At 70.2% G+C, this 17,723-nt stretch carries 17 protein-coding genes; 8 read left to right on the top strand and 9 right to left on the bottom strand.

The features are described from left to right. Positions 1-189 precede the first annotated feature (189 nt). From NUT86_RS23115 to NUT86_RS23095, 5 genes are all read left to right on the top strand, one after another. Positions 190-1,389: an NAD(P)/FAD-dependent oxidoreductase gene (locus tag NUT86_RS23115; RefSeq protein ID WP_018090025.1), complete on the top strand. Its 1,200-nt coding sequence runs from the start codon at positions 190-192 to the stop codon at positions 1,387-1,389. A gap of 172 nt (positions 1,390-1,561) precedes the next feature. Further along, positions 1,562-1,696 carry a lasso RiPP family leader peptide-containing protein gene (locus tag NUT86_RS23110; RefSeq protein ID WP_018090024.1) on the top strand — a complete coding sequence of 45 codons (135 nt, stop codon included), beginning with the start codon at positions 1,562-1,564 and terminating at the stop codon, positions 1,694-1,696. Between the two features lie 38 nt (positions 1,697-1,734). Then, a complete protein-coding gene (locus tag NUT86_RS23105; protein ID WP_274737420.1) occupies positions 1,735-3,573 on the top strand; it encodes a lasso peptide isopeptide bond-forming cyclase in 1,839 nt (612 codons plus the stop codon). Continuing rightward, positions 3,551-3,808, top strand: coding sequence for a lasso peptide biosynthesis PqqD family chaperone (locus NUT86_RS23100; RefSeq protein ID WP_109891491.1), 258 nt, complete (start codon positions 3,551-3,553; stop codon positions 3,806-3,808). Before NUT86_RS23105 ends, NUT86_RS23100 begins: the two co-directional genes overlap by 23 nt. Then, entirely contained in the window at positions 3,805-4,236 is a 432-nt protein-coding gene (locus NUT86_RS23095; RefSeq protein ID WP_159487012.1) for a lasso peptide biosynthesis B2 protein, read from the top strand. The genes NUT86_RS23100 and NUT86_RS23095 overlap by 4 nt, the downstream gene beginning before the upstream one ends. A gap of 52 nt (positions 4,237-4,288) precedes the next feature. Here the strand turns inward: NUT86_RS23095 and pssA are convergent, their stop codons facing one another. The 9 genes from pssA to NUT86_RS23050 form a co-directional block, all read right to left on the bottom strand. Beyond that, on the bottom strand, positions 4,289-5,128 hold the full coding sequence (gene pssA, locus NUT86_RS23090; RefSeq protein ID WP_026169706.1) for a CDP-diacylglycerol--serine O-phosphatidyltransferase: 840 nt from the start codon (positions 5,126-5,128) through the stop codon (positions 4,289-4,291). Between the two features lie 117 nt (positions 5,129-5,245). Continuing rightward, positions 5,246-6,235 carry a branched-chain amino acid transaminase gene (locus tag NUT86_RS23085; protein WP_274737417.1) on the bottom strand — a complete coding sequence of 330 codons (990 nt, stop codon included), beginning with the start codon at positions 6,233-6,235 and terminating at the stop codon, positions 5,246-5,248. Continuing rightward, positions 6,232-6,894, bottom strand: coding sequence for an HAD family hydrolase (locus NUT86_RS23080; protein WP_266440514.1), 663 nt, complete (start codon positions 6,892-6,894; stop codon positions 6,232-6,234). The genes NUT86_RS23085 and NUT86_RS23080 overlap by 4 nt, the downstream gene beginning before the upstream one ends. Positions 6,895-6,905: 11 nt before the next feature. Next, positions 6,906-8,246, bottom strand: coding sequence for a D-arabinono-1,4-lactone oxidase (locus tag NUT86_RS23075; protein WP_229838072.1), 1,341 nt, complete (start codon positions 8,244-8,246; stop codon positions 6,906-6,908). Then, on the bottom strand, positions 8,246-9,151 hold the full coding sequence (locus NUT86_RS23070; protein ID WP_274737416.1) for an SDR family oxidoreductase: 906 nt from the start codon (positions 9,149-9,151) through the stop codon (positions 8,246-8,248). Before NUT86_RS23070 ends, NUT86_RS23075 begins: the two co-directional genes overlap by 1 nt. A gap of 9 nt (positions 9,152-9,160) precedes the next feature. Then, on the bottom strand, positions 9,161-9,835 hold the full coding sequence (locus NUT86_RS23065; RefSeq protein WP_159487020.1) for an RraA family protein: 675 nt from the start codon (positions 9,833-9,835) through the stop codon (positions 9,161-9,163). 44 nt (positions 9,836-9,879) lie between these two features. Further along, the gene (locus tag NUT86_RS23060) at positions 9,880-11,796 is read right to left on the bottom strand and encodes a transketolase C-terminal domain-containing protein (RefSeq protein WP_274737414.1); all 1,917 of its coding nucleotides are present in this window, start codon (positions 11,794-11,796) and stop codon (positions 9,880-9,882) included. 34 nt (positions 11,797-11,830) lie between these two features. Then, positions 11,831-12,640, bottom strand: a complete 810-nt coding sequence (locus NUT86_RS23055; RefSeq protein ID WP_109891479.1) for an SDR family oxidoreductase — start codon at positions 12,638-12,640, stop codon at positions 11,831-11,833. A 7-nt stretch (positions 12,641-12,647) separates the two neighbouring features. Then, the gene (locus tag NUT86_RS23050; protein ID WP_274737412.1) at positions 12,648-13,697 is read right to left on the bottom strand and encodes an N-acetylneuraminate synthase family protein; all 1,050 of its coding nucleotides are present in this window, start codon (positions 13,695-13,697) and stop codon (positions 12,648-12,650) included. 276 nt (positions 13,698-13,973) lie between these two features. Here NUT86_RS23050 and NUT86_RS23045 point away from each other — a divergent pair, with 276 nt between their 5' ends. From NUT86_RS23045 to NUT86_RS23035, 3 genes are read left to right on the top strand one after another with little or no spacing between them, the layout of a single operon-like run. Further along, positions 13,974-15,236, top strand: coding sequence for an ATP-grasp domain-containing protein (locus NUT86_RS23045; protein WP_274737411.1), 1,263 nt, complete (start codon positions 13,974-13,976; stop codon positions 15,234-15,236). Further along, positions 15,233-16,498 (top strand): ATP-grasp domain-containing protein, encoded by a 1,266-nt coding sequence (locus NUT86_RS23040; protein ID WP_274737409.1) that lies wholly within the window; start codon positions 15,233-15,235, stop codon positions 16,496-16,498. The genes NUT86_RS23045 and NUT86_RS23040 overlap by 4 nt, the downstream gene beginning before the upstream one ends. Beyond that, a complete protein-coding gene (locus NUT86_RS23035) occupies positions 16,495-17,721 on the top strand; it encodes an MFS transporter (protein ID WP_159487028.1) in 1,227 nt (408 codons plus the stop codon). Before NUT86_RS23040 ends, NUT86_RS23035 begins: the two co-directional genes overlap by 4 nt. Positions 17,722-17,723: the final 2 nt, after the last annotated feature.

The raw sequence follows: 17,723 nt of genomic DNA, 5'->3' as shown, positions 1-17,723 counted from the left end.
GACCGGGGCCGGACTCGGCCGGGAACGGTAGCGGGCGCCCCTATCGACGCCGTATCAAGACGCCGGCGGCACCACGGAACCGGCCAGAAATAACGACACAATGACGCCACGATTGCCGCCCTCCCTAACGTCCTGATCAGGAACTCGGCCCGCCCAGCAGCGGGTCATGAGCAGGTCAGGGAGTCGACTGTGTACGACGTCATCGTGGTCGGGGCGCGCTGCGCCGGGGCTTCTACGGCCATGCTCTTCGCCCGTGCCGGATACCGGGTGCTGATGGTGGACCGCGCCGAGTTCCCCCGGGACACGCTCAGCACCCTCTACATCCACCAGCCCGGTGTGGCGCTGCTGCGGCGCTGGGGCGTGCTCGACAAGGTGATCGCCACCGGCTGCCCGCCGCTGGACCGGGCGGTCTACCGCATCGCGGACATCCGTATCGAGGGGTGCTCGATCCCGGTCGACGGCCACCGCGCGGCGTACGCGCCCCGCCGCTATCTGCTGGACGAGATCCTCGCGGACGCCGCGGTCGCCTCGGGCGTGGAGTTCCGCCAGGGCTGCACCGTGACCGAGGTGCTGTCCGACGACGAGGGCCAGGCCATCGGGGTGCGCTGCCGTACCTCCGACGGCGGGACCACGGAGGAGCACGCCCGCCTGGTGGTCGGCGCCGACGGGATGCGCTCCCGTTTCGCCACGATGGTCGACTCCCGCATCACCACCGAGCACCCGGCCGCGACCTGCGCCTACTACACGTACTGGGAAGGCGTCACCGACCGCTTCGAGCTCTACGAGGCGCCGGGCCGCTGGGTCGGTACGGTGCCCACGAACGACAACGCCACGCTGATCGCGGCGTACTTCCCGCAGTCCGAGTTCGAGCGGGTCCGCAAGGACGCGATGGGCGCCTATATGGAAGCGGTCCGCGGCACGGCACCGGAGCTGTACGCGAAGATCGCGTCACAGACCCCGCTGGAGCGGCTGCACGGCACCGGCGACCAGCGGAACTACTTCCGGGAGGCGGCCGGGCTCGGCTGGGCCCTGGTGGGGGACGCCGGCCACCACAAGGACTCCATCACCGCCCGCGGTATCACCGACGCCTTCCGCCAGGCGCAGTTGCTGGTGGACTGCATCGGCACCGGGCTGCGCGACCCCGAGAAGCTGATCGACGGGCTGGAGGAGTACGCCTACCAGCGCGACGAGATCCTCGTCGACGCCTACCACTCGACGCTGTCGGTGGCGGCCCTCGAAGTGGCCGAGCACCGGCTGTCCATGCTGCGCACCGTCGCCGGGGACCAGGAGCTCATGGACCGCTACTTCGCCACGCTGGCGGGCGTCATCGGCGTGGAGGAGTTCTTCACCCCCGACCTGCACGCGCGCGAGGAACTCACGCGCCCATAGGGGCCCGCAACCTGGCGGCCCTTACCACCAACGTCCGCCCGGAACAAGCGTGTTCACTTCAGAACGCGCCCCACCGGACGGCTGCTCAAACGTCCTGCCCCCGCACCCGGCGGGGCGCGGACGGACACCGCAGGTGGCCGGATGACCACCTGTTTCACTCAAGGAGGCTGTGATGGAAGAGCAGAACGAGCTGTCGACCGTGGAGCCCTACGCCGCCCCGATGCTGGTCGAGGTCGGCGAGTTCAACGAGGACACGCTGGGCTTCATCGGCTGGGGCAAGGACATCTTCGGCCACTACGGCGGCTGAACCGTCCCCTCCCTGATCACTCTCAGGAGTATGCGTAGATGACCGGTACCGGATTCGTGGTCCTGCCGGACACGGCGGCCGCAGACGAGGCTCGCGCGATGTCGCCCTGGGCGGCCCCGCGGGTGCTCTCCCATGCGTCAGGGCGGCCGTGGCTGGTGGGCCGGTGGTCACCCGGGGAATTGCGGGTGGCCACAGCGGGCCCGGTGCAGGTGGTGGTGGCCGGGGTCTGCCCGGTCACCGCCACCCGGTTGTCCGAACTCACCGCGCGGATACGGACGGTGTCCGACGTGGACGCGCTGGCCGCGGCCCTGCCGGGCTCCTGCCATGTGGTGGCCTCGGTCGGCGGACAGGTCCGCGTCCAGGGCAGCCTGACCGGACTGCGCCGGGTGTTCCACACCCGGATCGGCGAGGTGGACATCGCCGCGGACCGGGCCGATGTGCTCGCCGCGATGACCGGTGCCGGGGTCGACGCCCGCGCACTGGCCGTACGGGTCGCCTGCGGAGGTCTCGTCCCCTCCCCGCTGGCCGATCAGCCCCTGTGGTCCGGTATCGCCGCCCTGGCCCCGGACCACTGCCTGGTGTGGGACCGCGAACGCGCCCGCGCGCTGCGCTGGTGGCACCCGCCCGCGCCCGAACAGCCGCTGGCGGCAGGTGCGGACGCCGTGCGGGAGGCGCTCACCTCCGCGCTGGACGACCGGGCGCCCGCCGAGGGCCGCTTGAGTACCGACCTGTCCGGGGGCATGGACTCGACGTCCCTCTGCTTCCTCGCCGCCCGGAACACCCCGGAGCTGCTGACGTTCCGATGGGGCGAGGCCGAGGCGGGCAACGACGACGCCGCCTTCGCCTCCCGGTCCATCCGCGCCCTCGACCGCGCCGAGCACCTGATCGTCCCGCCCGCCGAACTCCCCCCGCTGTTCGCCGACCCGGACACGCTGATGGACACGGAGGAGCCCTACCCGTTCGTCCGCACCGCCGCGCGCACCCGGCACACCGCCCGGCTCCTCGCCGGCCGTGGCGCGCGCCGGCATCTGGCCGGCCACGGCGGGGACGAGCTGTTCACCCCCTTCCCCGGCTATCTGCACCCCTTGCTCCGGCGCCGTCCGATGACCGCGCTACGGCACGTGCGCGGATACGCCGCCCTCAAACGCTGGCCCGTGCTGCACACCCTGGCCTCGCTGGTGCGCCCCGGGGACGAGGCGGCATGGTGGCAGGCCCAGGCCGAGCACCTCACCGACCCGCCCCTGCGCAAGCGCCGGCCCAGCCTCGGCTGGGGCCTGTGGCCGCTGCGCGCACCGTCCTGGGCCACCGCCACGGCAACCGACGCGGCCCGCGAGGCCCTCCTGCAGACCGCCGCACAGGCCCGGCCGCTCTCCCCCGACCTGGGGCAGCACCAGTCGCTGGTCGCGCTGCGCACCAGCGCCCCCTGGTACCGCCTGCTGGCCCGCCCGTTCGCCGAGGCCGGTGTGCAGCTGGACTCCCCGTTCTTCGACGACCGGGTCGTCGAAGCGGTCCTGGGCGTCCGGGTGCACGAACACGCCGGGCCGTGGCGCTACAAGCCGCTGCTGGCCGACGCGATGCGCGGCATCGTCCCCGAGAGCGTGCTGGGCCGCTCCACCAAGGGCGAGTTCAGCGAAGAGGCCAGTACGGGGCTGCGCCGCAACCTGCCCGCGATCCTCGACCTGTTCACCGATTCCGCCCTGGCCGCGCACGGCCTGATCGACCCCGGGAAACTGCGCACCGGGCTGCTGTCCCCGCAGGCGGACAACGCCATGGGCATCGCGCTGGAGCCCCTGATCGGCTGCGAACTCTGGCTGCGCGCCGCCACCCGCCCCACCCCTGCTTGGAGGTTCGACGATGTCCGTACGTCTTCACCCTGACGTGGTTGCCACCGACACCGACGACGGCACCGTGCTGCTCAACGAACGCACCGGCCGCTACTGGCAGCTCAACTCCACCGGCGGCCAGGTCCTGCGCCGGCTCCTCGACGGCGACGAGGCCCCGCGGATCGCCGCCGATGTCGCGGACCGGCACGGGATCGATCCCCACCGGGCCGAGCTCGATGTGACCGCGGTGATCGAGCAGCTCCGCGCCGCGCGGCTGGTGATCGCGTGAGTCTGCCCGTCGCCCTGTCCGAGCGGCGCAGACTGCCGCCGCACCGCCGCCTCGTGCCCCTCCTGGCCGTCGGCGTCGCCCGGCTGCTGGCCAAGGCCAGACCCGCCCGGCTGCGGAAGGTCCTGGAGTTCACCCGCCGCGGCGCCCGGCCGGCCACCGCCGACCAGGCCCTCGCGGCCCGCGAGGCCGTCGTCTCCGTCAGCCTGCGCTGCGCCGGCCAGGGCTGTCTGCAACGCTCCATCGCCACCGCGCTGCTGTGCCGCGCCCGCGGCGCCTGGCCCACCTGGTGCACCGGCGTCCGCACCCACCCCTTCGCCGCCCACGCCTGGGTGGAGGCCGACGACCACCCCGTCGGCGAACCCCACCCCAAGGGCCACTACAAACCGCTGATCGCCATACCGCCGGTGGGCGAGGCGGGCGGCCGCTGAGCCGCGGGTCCAAGATCCCCGCTGCTCCGCCGGCATGGCCCGCCGGCCGCTGTCAGGCCGCCTTGCCCCGGCCGAACGCCTGCCGCGCCGAGTTGATGCGGCGCACCGTGGCGAACAGCGGCAGCACCGCCGCAAGGGTGAGCTGGAGCACGCAGCCGGTGACCAGGAGGGTCTCGGCCCCCGGAACGTTGGCGGCCCAGGCGACCAGGCAGCCGATGTTGACCGCTGCCCAGCCCACCGCGGCGATCGCCAGCTTGCCCGTGGGCTTGGGGTACTCGACCCGGCTGACCATGAGCCAGGCGACACCGACCACGGCGGCCAGGGTGACCGCGAAGGGCAGTTCGAGCAGGACGATCGAGACCACCGTGAGCGCGGCGAAGGGGATCGGCATGCCCTGGAACATGCCGTCCTGCATCGTCGTGATGGAGAAGCGCGCGAGCCGCAGAAGACCGCCCAGGAGCACGGCGACGGCGGCCGCGACGACCAGCCCGAGATGCGAGCCGTCATTGACCAGGCCCCAGACCACCACGAAGTAGGCGGGCGAGAGACCGAAGCTGATCAGGTCCGAGAGATTGTCGAGCTCAGCGCCCATACCCGAACTGCGGAACCTGCGGGCGACCAGCCCGTCGCACAGGTCGAAGAGCGACGCCATCAGGATGAGCATGACCGCGGTGGCGGCGCCGTGGCGCACCGTGCCGTCACCCCGGCCCTCCGTGAGGTAGGGAACCAGGACGGAGGTGGTGATGAAGTAGATCGAGGAGAAGCCACAGACCGCGTTGCCCAGGGTGAGCACATCGGCGACCGACAGTCTCGAAGGCGACGGCCTGCGAGCCGCGTCCTCGGGCGCTTCCTCGGCCCAAGATGCTGACGTCTCAGGATCAGTAGTGGGCAAAGCTCTCTCCTACGCACGTGTGTGGCTGCCGGTCGGCGGTGGCGAGCATCATCCCAGCGGTCCGCCGGGACCGACAGCCGGGCCGGATGCCGCGGAGCGGCACCGGCCCCTGGACGATCAGAAGGGGATCTCGGTCAACCAGTCTGCATGCTCCACAGAACGGCCCCGCACCACGGAGTGGTACGCCGCATCCAGCGCACGGGTCACGGGACCGGCCTCCCCCTCCCCCACCTTGAGGCCGTCCACCCAGGTCACCGGGAGGATCTCCCACCCCGTGCCCATGAAGAAGACCTCGTCCGCCAGATACAGCTCCGTACGGTCGACGTCCCGCTCGACGACGGTGTGACCGAGCTCCCGCAGCAGGGTGATCGAGGTCTCGCGGGTCAGGCTTTCGAGGATCCCGCTGGTGGTGGACGGCGTCGAGACCACACCGTCGCGGACGATGGCGATGCAGGCCCCGGGACCCTCGCTGACCTTCCCGCGCTCGTTCAGGAGGATGGGCCAGTCATGGCCGTTCTCCCGCGCCTCGATCATGGCGAGACGGCCGTTGTGGTAGTTCGAGAACGCCTTCACGCGCGGGGGCATGGAGGCCTCGTTGATGCGCGTCCAGGAGCTCACCGCCGCGCGGCAGCCGCGCTCGGTGCCCAGGCCGCTCTGGAACGTCCAGCTGTCCACGACGAGTTCGCAGCTCACACCCGCCGGCACCATCTGCTCCTGGACGATGCCCGCGGGGAAGGCCCACGGCCTGAGATAGACGTCCTCGCGGTACTCGTTCGCGCGCAGCACCTCGATCACGGCGTCGCGCAGGGTCTCGACCCCGTACGGGATCTCGATCCTGACCAGGCGCGCGGACTCGTACAGACGCCTGAGGTGCTCGTCGAGCCGGAAGGCGAGCAGCCGGTTCCCGTCGTGGGACACGTACGCCTTGATGCCCTCGAAGACCGAGGCGACCGACGCGTGCCCCACGGCGTTGACGTGGATGCGCGCGTCCGCCCAGGGAACCAGACTGCCGCTGCGCCACAGCCACTTGGGGCCGCCGCGGTCGTTGCGCACCAGTGAATCCATGATCGACATGGGTGCCGCGCCGAGCTCTTGTTCCGTCGTCATGCGGATGCCACCTTTGCTGTGTTACGGGGAACATCGAGCTGTTCCAGACTGTCGAGAACCAGGTCGGCCGCCGCGACCGCGGGGCGCGTGCCCCGCGCCCCCGGTACCGCCACGCACCTCAGCCCCGCGGCCTTGGCCGCCGCCACCCCGACCGCGGAGTCCTCCACAGCAAGACTCGTCTCCGGCCCCGCCCCCAGCAGGCCGAGGGCGCGCAGATACAGGTCCGCGGCGGGCTTGCGGGCCTCGACCTGCTCGCCCGTGACCACCTCGGTGAACCGTGCGCGCACCGTCAGCCTCTCCAGATGGCCGAGCACCCAGTGCCGGTCCGAGCTGGAGACGACCGCGCACCGGATGTCCCGCCGCGCGGCGCTTTCGAGCAGACGCGCCACGCCGGGCCGCAGGGGTTCGGCGGCTGCGAGCCGGGCCTTCTCCGCGCGGCGCTCCGCCAGTTCCGCCGCGGACAGGGCCCGGCCGAGCCGCCCGGCCAGGTCCTGCGCGGCGTACGCCTCCCCGCTCGCGCGACCGGCCATCGCGTTCCAGACCTCGTCGGGAAAGACCAGGCCGTGCCGGTCGTAGAGAATTTCCCACGACCGGTGTGCGGCCCGCTCCGTATCGCAGATGAGTCCGTCGAAGTCGAACAGGAGCGTGTCCGCGGGCATCTCCGTGAGCATCAGCGCGCGTGACGCGTGCCGCCGAGGACACGCCGGAGGTAGTCGCTGGTGAACATGCCGTCGGGGTCGAGCTCGGCCCTGATGTCCTGGAACGCCTTCCAGCCCGGGTAGAGACCGGCGACCGTCTCCTCCGTCGCCGTGTGCGCCTTGCCCCAGTGCGGCCGCCCCTCGTGCTCCCGCAGCGCCGCTTCGAAGACGCGGAGGAGTTCGGTGTAGCCGACGGTGCGCGGAACGGTGATGTTCACATAGGCCGTCGTACGCCCCTGGGCCGGGCTGAGCAGGTAGTCGTCACCGGCGCCGAAGCGCACCGTGATCGAGTACGGGGTGCGCAGCCCGAAACCCTTGACGTCCTCGTGGACGTAGCGCACCGCGTCGGTGGCCCTGGTCAGCGGCAGGGCGTATTCGAGGGAGAGGAACTTGACCGGCTGCGGGAAGGTGAAGGCGTTGTAGCTGACGTCGACGTAGTCCGCGGGGCCCGCATCGCCGCCGAGCTGCGCCGTCATGATCCGCTGCACGGCACGCTGGTCGATCCGGCCCACCAGGCCGGCCGTGGCACAGCGCACCTCGCCGAGGGTGTTGGCCCTCCGGCGCTGCGCGGCGTCCGCGGAGACCGGCTCGTCGCTGGGCTCCAGCTTCAGGGTCGAGGCGTTGTCGCTCCAGCCCTTGAGCGAGAAGGTGGCGTGCTCCGCGCTTCCGGCGTACGCCTCGATGTCCTCAAGGATGCTCTCCAGCGGCTGGCTGCCCTCCGTCACCCTGAGGTTGAACTTGGGGACGCACCGCAGCGTGACCGTGGAGATCACTCCCAGCGCGCCGAGGGACGTCACCGCGGCCCGGAACAGCTCCGGGTCCTTCTCGGGGCCGCACTCGCGTACGGTGCCGTCGGCGGTCACGAGGGTCAGCGCCAGGACCTGCCCGGAGAAGGGACGGTGGTGCAGACCGCTGCCGTGGTTGCCCGTGGAAATGGCACCCGCGATGGTCTGCTCCTCCAGCGTGCCCATGTTGGACAGGGCCAGACCTGCCTTGTCCAGGGCCCAGTTGAGCTCCCGGAGCAGCGTGCCGCCGCGCACGGTCACGGAAGGCGCCGCCGGGTCGAGGGCGACGACGCCGGTGTAGCCGGTCAGGTCCAGCAGCACCCCGGTGGTCGTGGCTATGGGGTTGAAGGAGTGCCCCGTCCCGGCCGCCCGCAGCGTCAGACCGCGCTGCGCCGCGTACCGCACGGCATCGACGATGTCGCCCTCGTCGGTCGCGTGGACCAGACGGTGCGGTACGCACTCGGCGGAGCCCGCCCAGTTGCGCCACCGGGTCATGGCGCGTGAGCGCCCGGGTATCCGCTGACTCATCAGATGGTCCTTTCCTGGGTGGCCGGGCGGGGCAGCACGGCGCAGTGCCGGTTCACGGCGTCCCGCCAGTCGGGCATCGCGAAGCCGAGGCCCGCGAGCCGGTCGGTGTTGAAGGCCGAGAACCTGGGCCTGCCGCCGACGAATTCGCACTCGTCGAAGGAGATCGCGGTCGGCGGGTGGTCCGCGTTGAGCTTGGGGTCGTACTGGCTCAGCGCATACGCCCCGAGCTCGTACCGGGTCGCCCACCCCTCGTTGGCCGCGTGCACCGTGCCGGTGGGGAACTCATCCAGCGTGATCAGGTGGATGAGGGCGCGGGCCAGGTCGACGGTGTAGGTCGGCCTGCTGTACTGGTCGTCGATCAGCTTCTGCTGCTCTCCGCGCTCGGCCGCCCGGATGGTGGCCAGGACGTCGTCGTTGTTCTCGGCCGCGCCGCCGAACAGCCAGGACGTACGGACCACCAGGTGCTCCGGCACATGGGCGGCTATCTGCTCGCCCGCGAGCTTGGTGAGCGCGTACACGCTCAGGGGGTTGGGGACGTCGGTCTCCCGGTAGCCGTCCTCGGGCGCGCCGGCGCCGTCGAAGACGTAGTCACTGGAGATGTAGACCATCTTGCTGCCGACCCGGCGGCAGGCCTCTGCCACCTGGTGGACTCCGGAGACGTTGACGCGCAGGGCGAGCCCGGGGTCGGTCTCGCAGGGGGCCACGATGGAGATGGCTGCCAGGTGCAGGACGATGTCCGGCCGGAAGCTCTCGACGGACGCCAGGACCGCTGCTTCGTCACCGATGTCGAAGTCGGTGACGGAGACGCCCTGGACGGTCCAGCCGGCGGTACGGGGGTCGGTGCTCAGTTCCTGTGTCAGGGCCTTGCCGAGGCTGCCGTCGGCACCGGTGATGTAGAGGCGCATGGCTTCTCCTCAGAGGTTGCCGAACTCGGCCCGGAGGTCGGCGGCGGTCGCCCCGGAACTGATGCGGTCGCGGATCTCGTTCTCACGTGCCGCCACCCCGCGGGCGCTCTCCAGGACCTCCTTGGCCTTCTCCGATGCCACCGTGGCCACGCCGTTCTCGTCGGCCACGATGATGTCGCCGGGGAAGATGACCTGGCCGCCGACGGACACGGGGACGTTCACCTGAACCGGCTCGATGCGGTCGTGAACGGCGCCGGGGGACTGCCGCGGGGAGGTGGTGCGGTACCAGAGGGGGAAGCCGATGTCGCGGATCTCGTCGACGTCGCGGGCGGCGCCGTCGATGATGGCCCCGGCCACACCGAACTTGTGGGAGACCGTCGCGGTGAGGCCGCCCCACATGGCGGTGGTGGCCAGCCCGTGACAGGCCATGATGATGACGTCACCGGGCTTGGCCCGGGACAGGATCGGCAGGGTGTTGACCCAGTCGTCGATCGAGAGGTTGATGGTGAAGGCGGGACCCGCGATCTTCTGATCGTTGCGGATCACCTGGAAGCCACCGATGGCCCCGACACGGCGCTGGGCATCGGTGACGACGCAGCTGGGGCTGTACTCGGCGAGCAGCTCCCGGAAGCCGTCGATGATCTCCTGCGGGGGCCGCTTCAGCTCGTTGTAGACGGTTTCCATGGTTGTGTCCTCTTCTGGTGGTGGGCGGCTCTCTGGTCTGTCGGTCAGCGGTGCGCGCCGCTGCGGACGCGCTCCTGGATGCGCTCCGCGAGCCGCTTCGCGCTCAGTCCGTGGGCGTCGAGGGCCTCTGCCTCGGTGCCGCACCGGGGCACCTCGGTCAGACCGATTCCGGTGAAGGCGGGCAAGCGCTCTCCGCCGAGTTCGAGGAGCGAACGGGCGATCAGATCCGCCTGTCCGCCGTGCGTGTAGTGGTTCTCGACGACGAAGAGCTGGTCGGCCCCGGCGGCCAGGTCGGCGAGCCAGGCGGAGTCGACGCGGTTCAGCCAGGGCAGGGCGACCACGGTGAGCTCGATGCCCTCCGCGGTCAGCAGCTCGGCGGCGCGGAGCAGCTGGGTCAGGACGATGGGCCCGGAGCCGATGGCCACCGTCCTGCCGCCGGCCCGCACGACGCGGCCGTGTCCGAGCGTCAGCGGCCCGGCGCCGAGCGCCTCGGCCTCCTCGGAGACCGGAGTGCTGACGAGCCGCAGATAGGTGCTCGACCCGGCGTCGGCACAGTAGTCGACGGCCGCTTCCGTCTCGGCCGAGTTGGCGGGCTCCAGGACGACCAGCCCGGGAATCGCGCCCAGTGCGCTGATGTCCCGCACCGCCTGGTGGGAGTGGCCGGGCGCGGCCGGAATCAGGCCGGCGAGGGAGCCCACGTAGACGATCTTCCGGTGCTCCGACGCGTTGGTGTAGATCTGTTCGTTCGGCCTGGCGTGCAGGAAGCAGGAGAAGGAGTGCACGAAGGGCAGCAGTCCGCGCGAGGCCAGACCGCCGGCCATCGAGACCATGTCCTGTTCCGCGATACCGCACTCGACGAAGCGCTCCGGCAGGGCCTCCGAGAACGGGATCAGACCCGTGTCGAGCACCAGGTCCGCGTCCAGGGCGACGATCCGTTCGTCGGCCAGGGCCCGGTTCACGAGGGCACGGCCGTAGACCTGCGGAAGCTGCGGGCCCGAGGGCTTGACGGGCAGGGTGAGGTCGGCCCGGGAGAACGCGAGGGGGGCCAGTCCGTGCCGGCCGAGCAGCGCGTCCAGCGACGCGACCAGCTCCCCGTGTGCCCTGAGGTAGTCCTCGCGGGCCGGGGCGCCGCTGTGGAAGCGGTAGCGCCACTCGCCCTCGGGCATCGACGTGGCCTCGAAGGTGGCGGCTCCGGCGCCCTTGACCGTATCGGCGATGATGACGGCGGGAACCCCGGCGTACTCCTTCTCCCGCAGCCGGAACACGGTGTCCAGCTCCTGCGCCGAGTTGCCGTCGCAGCGCAGCACGCCCCAGCCGAAGGACCTGAACTTCGCCTCCAGGTCGCCCAGATCGCTCACTTCGGCGACCCAGGTGTCGGACTGGATCTTGTTGTGGTCGACGATGACGGTCAGTTCGTCCATGGCATGGCGGACCGCACCCGCCAGTGCCTCCCAGTTCTGGCCTTCCTGCAGCTCTCCGTCGCCGGTCAGGACGTAGACGCGGCGCCTGGCACCGGCCAGCCGGTCGCCGAGGATCATGCCCTTGGCCCGGGAGATCCCCATGCCGAGGGAACCGGTGTTGGCGTGCATGTGCGGGATGCTCACATCGGGGTGCCCCGGCAGCCCGCCCAGCCTGCGCAGCTGGTGCAGCTTCTCCTCGGGCAGGGCGCCGAGGCCGATCAGGGAGGCGTAGAGGCCGGGGGCGTCGTGGCCCTTGGAGGAGAAGTAGATGTCTCCACCGGGTTCGAAGGGCGACCGCATCTCCTGCAGCAGCAGCCAGGACACCGTGTCGGCCGCGCTGAAACTGGACCCGAGGTGGCCGGACCCGGCTCGCATGATGCTGTAGAGGGTGTTGATGCGGGAGGCGTCGGCGAAGGCGCGACTGCGCTCGTGCACATCGCCGATGCCCTCGAGAATGCGGGTGAACTCGTCGGCCGGCAGCCAGGCGAGAGAGGTGTTCATGACTTCTCCTGAAGTACGGGCGGCGGGCCGGGCCTCACCAGCAGACGTAGCCGCCGTCCACCAGCAGCTCCGTGCCGGTCACATAGCTGCTCATGTCCGAGGCGAGAAAGAGAAGAGGGCCGGTCAGATCCGAGGCCTCGGCCATCCGGCGCAGGGGCACCCGGTCGCTGAACTTGCCCCGGAACAGCGGGTCCTGGCCGCCCAGCACTCCGCCCGGCGACAGCGTGTTGACCCGTACCCGCCTGGGGCCCCACAGGGCCGCGAGATACCGGGTGAGCGCGGCCGCGCCCGCCTTGGACATGCCGTAGGCCGGCGGCTTGAGGAAGGGCGGGTCCTGCGGCAGGTGTTCGTACAGCCGCGGGTCCGGCGCCATGCTGCCGTACAGGGAACCGATATTGATGACGGAGCCGGTTCCGTTACGGGCCATCTCCGAGCCGAACACCTGGCAGACCCGGAGCACCCCGAGGGCGTTGACGCTCAGGACGGCCTCGGAGACCTCGGCGGGAATGTCGTCGAAGAGCCAGCTGCCGCCCGTGGCGCTCGGCGGTTGGTCGATCCCCGCGTTGTTGACGAGGATCGTCGGGGAACCCACCTCGGCCAGGCACGTTTTCAGTGCCGTGCGGAGGCTCTCGGTGTCCGTGACATCCGCTTCGAGGAGATGGAAGCGGCCGGCCGGACGACGGTCGAGCAGCTCCTGGAACTCCTGGGGAACCACTGTGGTGCGGTCGATGCCCACCACGGCGGCGCCCGCGCCGAGCAGGGCGTCCGTCCATATCCCACCCAAGCGGCCGAGGACGCCGGTCACCACCGCGACCTGACCGGTGAGGTCGATGTGCGTGCTCACGGGACGCTCAGCCGAGGTCGGTGAGCTGGATGGCGTCGTCGGCTGCCAGCGCCACCGACAGCGGACGGCCGATGACCTGGTCGATCAGATAGGGACGCAGGCCGTCGCCGGGAGACTTGATGGCGATGTCCTCGACGGTGAGGAGATGACCGGCACTCAGGTCGCGTGCGGCGACGAGTTTCTTGGCCATCTTGCGCAGGGCGGGGGCTTCGACCGGAAGCTGACGCTTCTCGGGGCTCCCCAGGGAAAGACGGGTCCGCTCCAGGCTGTCCACCAGCTCCCGCAGGTGGCTCCCCTCCAGGGAGAAGTGGTGGTCGCTGCCCGGCAGGGTGCGGTCCAAGGTGACGTGCTTCTCGACGACGCGGGCGCCCAACGTATAGGCGATCACGCTCGATTCGGTCTCGACGTCGTGGCCCGACAGTCCCACCACCACGTCCGGGAACTCCTCCCGGTAGGTGCTGATCACCGAGAGGTTCAGCACCTCCGGGGTGGCGGGGTAGGCCGCGGTGCACTGCAGCAGCGCCAGCTGGTCGTTGATCGGAGCGATGGTGTCGACGGCCCGGCGGACTTCCTCCATGTCCGCGCCACCGGTGCTCACAATGAGCGGAATACCGGTCTTGGCCGCGTAGGCGAGCAGGGGGGTGTTGGTCAGATCGCCGGAAGCAATCTTGATGGCGGGAACACCCAGCTCGGCGAGGAAGTCAACACTCGGGAAGTCAAAGGCGGTCGAGAAGAAATCGATTCCCAGCTCGTCTGCGAGCTGGGCAAGTTCACGGTACTCACGGACGCCGAACTCCAGGGCTTCACGGTGCTCGCCATAAGTGGCACCGAAGCTGTTCCGGCTCGTGTAGGGCTCGTTGTACATGGCCTTGGTGAACAGCGCCTTGTTATCGCGCTTCTGCAGCTTCGCTGCCTGTGCACCGGATTCCGCGGCCATGCGGACAAGTTCGGCCGCCTTCTCTAAATCACCGCCGTGATTGTGCCCGATTTCGGCGATGACATAGGCCTGGGAACTGTCAGTGATTAAGGTGTCACCGATAGTCACGCTGTGAGTCATGAGCAGATATCCCCCTACTTGCACGACAGCACGGAAGAGGGGGCCAAAAAGCGGACATCTCCCTCCCCCGAGCGATTGACCGCCTGAACGGTAACATGGTCTGATCGAGCGCGGTGTCCATTATTTTGACCGCAACTGACCACAACGGGGGCTCAGTTGATGATGATGGCGACCCATGTCTGAGTTGAGTACGAGTAGCCGCTGAAGCGACCGGGGGGCCGGCTCTCGCAGCCTTCAGTGTGGCGTGTCCCACAAACAATTGAGAGAAATGACACTGTGAGCATCCTGCTGCTGCACACGAGGAATCTGAGCCGCCGCAAGCACCTGGCCAGGGTGAGGGACTACGCCAGGGAACACGGTGAGCGCCTTTTGATGATCATGAAGGACGCCACCTGGGAGAGTTCTTATGTCGATTGCGTCGTACCCGCGGATACGACCAGCATCGAAGAGACGGTGGCGGCGGTTCGCACGCTGATCGCCGCAGAGGAAGAACCCGTACGCGGCATTGTGACGTTCGTCGAGCAGAGCGTCCCCGCGGCCGCCGCGGTGGCCGCGGAACTCGGCCTTCCGTCCATTGGCGAAAAGGCCGCGTACCTCGCGCGTGACAAGTACGCCATGCGCTCCGCATTCGGAGAGGCGGGCCTCGCACAGCCGGGATTCCAGCTCGCCACGGACCTGGACGCGGCCGTCAAGGGTGCCGCGGAGCTCGGATACCCGCTGGTCCTGAAGCCGTTGATCGGCGGGGGCAGCAAGTACGTACGCCGGGTGGACAACGACGCCGAGCTGGCCGAGCACTTCGCGCCGCTGCAGCGGGGCGCCTGGACCGGCTTCGCCCACGACCCGTTACACACCCGCACGCGCGCGCAGTACGACGAGGCCCTGCTCCTCGAGGCATACGTCCCGGGGTCCGAGATCAGCGTCGAGTCCCTCGTCGTCGACGGTGAGACCCGCATCGTGGCCGTCCACGACAAGCCGCTGCCCATGGAAGGCCCCTTCTTCGAAGAGGTCTACTACACGACCCCGACCCGGCTCCCGGACGGAGTGGTCCGGCGCATCACCGCTGCGGTCGGCGCCGCTCATGAGGCGCTCGGCATCACCACCGGCGCCACCCACACGGAGTTCCGCATCACCGCGGACGGCGAGCCCTACATCCTGGAGACGGCGGCACGCCTGGGCGGCGGGCCGGTCTACCAGTCCGTCCTCCTGAGCACGGGAATCGACATGGTCGAGGCCCAGCTCGACCTCGCGACCGGCCGCGCGCCACGCCTGGACGTGGCGGGCCCGCCGAGGCCCACCGGCTTCTACCTCTTCTTCGCCGAGCGGGCCGGCGAACTCGTCGGCGTGGCAGGTCTCGACCAGGTCGAGACCGACGACCGGGTCAGCGAGATCATGCTCTACGGGCAGCCCGGCGACCAGGTCCTCGTCCCACCCCATGCCTCGGCGGCCCACGGACATGTCGTCTTCTCTGCCGCCACCGCCGAAGCCGTCGAGGAGGCGTTCCACGAGTTCCGTGACGCCATCGCCGTGGAGGTCCGATGAGGTATCTGGTCCTCAACCGGACCCCTCTCACCGGGCGTCCGTTTCCGGACTGGCTCGGCGCCGGTCACGAGGCCGTTCTGCTGACCGACGCGGCGGCCGTCTCCGCCGAACCGGACGTGCGCTCGGCCCAACTCGGCGGCTACGCGCATGTGGAGGTGATCGACGACTTCCACTTCAACCCTCTGGTGGAGAGCCGGGCCCTGACGCTTCACCGGAAAGGGGGCTTCGACCGCGTCATCGCGCTGTCGGAGTTCGACATCCTCCGGGCCGCGCGCCTGCGTGAGCTGTTCGGCGTGCCCGGCCAGGACGTCGCGAGCGCGACCGCCTTCCGCGACAAGCTCGTGATGAAGCGCATCCTGGCCAAGGCCGGCATTCCGCTGGCCCCCTTCGCGCCCGTCGCGAACCTCCAGGACCTGCTCGGATTCATCGAGCAACAGGGATTCCCGGTCGTCGTGAAGCCCCGGCGCGGCGGCGGCTCCATGGATGTTCACGTCCTGCACGACCCGCAGGACGTCGAATCCCTGCTCGCCGCCCACCGGGACCTCGGCACCGACGACGGGGCCCAGCTGCTCGCCGAGAAGTACATCGAGCACGAGCTGGTGCACGTCGACGGCATCGTCACGGCCGGGGAGACCCGCCTGATGTGGCCCTCGACCCAGGGCGACAGCACCTGTCTGGACATCAAGCAGGGACAGGCGCTGCACAGCTGCCTGCTGGACGCCGACGACCCGCTCCTCGATCCCGTACGGGAACTCACCGGCCGCGCCCTGGCCGCGCTGCCGGTCCCGGACACCTTCATGTTCCACGCCGAGGTCTTCCTCGACGCGGACCGCCGCCTCGTGTTCAACGAGGTCGCCAGCCGTATGGGCGGCGGGATGATCGAGCACGTCCTGCAGCTGGGCTTCGGCATCACCCTGCCCGAGGTCTACGTCCGCTCCCTCGGCGGCAACGCCCCTGCCGCCGTCCCGGCCGTGCCCGAGCGGATCGCCGGCCTCTCCCTGTTCCCGCCCCGTGCCGGCACCCTGGTGGCGATCCCCGACACCTGCCCGGTGCCCGGCATCGACACGTACACCCGACACGCCGCGCCGGGGACCGTGCTCGAACCCGCCCGGCTGAGCGTGGAGAAGATCGGTTCCGTACTCGCCACCGGCCGTACGCGCGGCGAGGTCGAGACGGCGCTCGCCGAGGCCCTGGCGTGGTTCGAGCGCTCCACGGTGATCCGGCCCGGCACGGACGGCACCGGGGCAGGCAGCGCCTCGTGATCACCACGCTGCGCACCGCCGGACGTACGCCGGGCTGTCTGCTGCTGCTGAGCGGGAACTTCGCGGTCGCGTTCGGCAGCAACCTCGTCCTTCCCTACCTGGCGGTCTTCCTGACCCGGGAAGAGCACCTCAGCCCGGCCGTGGTGGCCGTGGCGATCACGGTGAAGTTCTGGTCCCAGCAGGGTCTGACCCTGCTGGGGGGCTGGATCGCCGACCGTCTCGGCGCGGTGGGCGCCATGTGCGGAGGGCTGCTGGTCAGAGCCCTGTCGTATCTGCTCCTCCTGGCCGCCTCCGGTCCCGTGCCGGTGGTCGCCGCCTGCGCGCTCCTCGGATTCGGTGGCGCGGTCTATGTACCGGCCTCGAAGTCGGCACTGGTACAGCTGCTGGGCACCAGCGAACAGCTCAGGACCGTGTTCGCCCTGCGCAGCACCGCCAACAACGCGGGCAACGCCCTCGGCCCCCTCGCCGGCAGCCTCCTGCTGCTCCTCGCCGACGCCCGGATCAGCTTCGTCGTCACCAGCGCCGTCTTCATGGTCCTGGCCGTCGTCCTGCTGCGGCTGCGCGCGCTGCCGGCCGTCGGCAGAAAGACGGAGACCTCAGCCACCGAGGACTCCCCGGCCGCCCCCGGACACCGGCCCAAGGGCTCCCGGAAGCTCGCATGGATCATGCTCTGCGCGTTCGCCTTCGGGTTCTGCTACATCCAACTGGAGTACGCGCTCCCGGTGTTCACCGGAAGCGTGCAGAGCTCGTCGTTCGTCGGTGTCCTGTTCGCCGTCAACGCGGTCGCCGTGGTGCTGCTCCAGGTGCCGCTGAACCGGTCCGTCAGCCGTGTCCGCAGTGGCGCGCTGGTCATCTCCGGCGCGCTCCTACTGATGGCGACCGGCTTCGCGGCCGCTTCTCTGGGGACGATGCCCGGCCTGGTGGTGTGCATTCTGCTCTTCTCCGTCGGAGAGGTGCTGATCGACCCGTGCATCGACAGTGAGGTCGCCGCGTCGGTCCCGGCACAGCACCGCGGTACGGCCTTCGGCTTCATCGGCACCTCCATAGCCGTCGGCGGAGCCGCCGCCAATGCCCTGGCGGCGCTGCTCTCCTCCGACCATGGAGCGGTGAGCCACCAGTTCTGGCTCCTCCTGGCCGCCGTGAGCGCCGGCTTCGCCGCCCTCGTCCACACCACCTCACTGTTCACGTCGCCGGGCCCGGCGGCGAGCGCGAAGAGCCGCTGAAT

It is taken from the genome of Streptomyces sp. G7(2002) (assembly GCF_028870195.1).
Lineage (GTDB): Bacteria > Actinomycetota > Actinomycetes > Streptomycetales > Streptomycetaceae > Streptomyces > Streptomyces nigrescens.
Note: the sequence above shows the minus strand (reverse complement) of the source record. Positions and strands in the feature narration are given on the sequence as shown.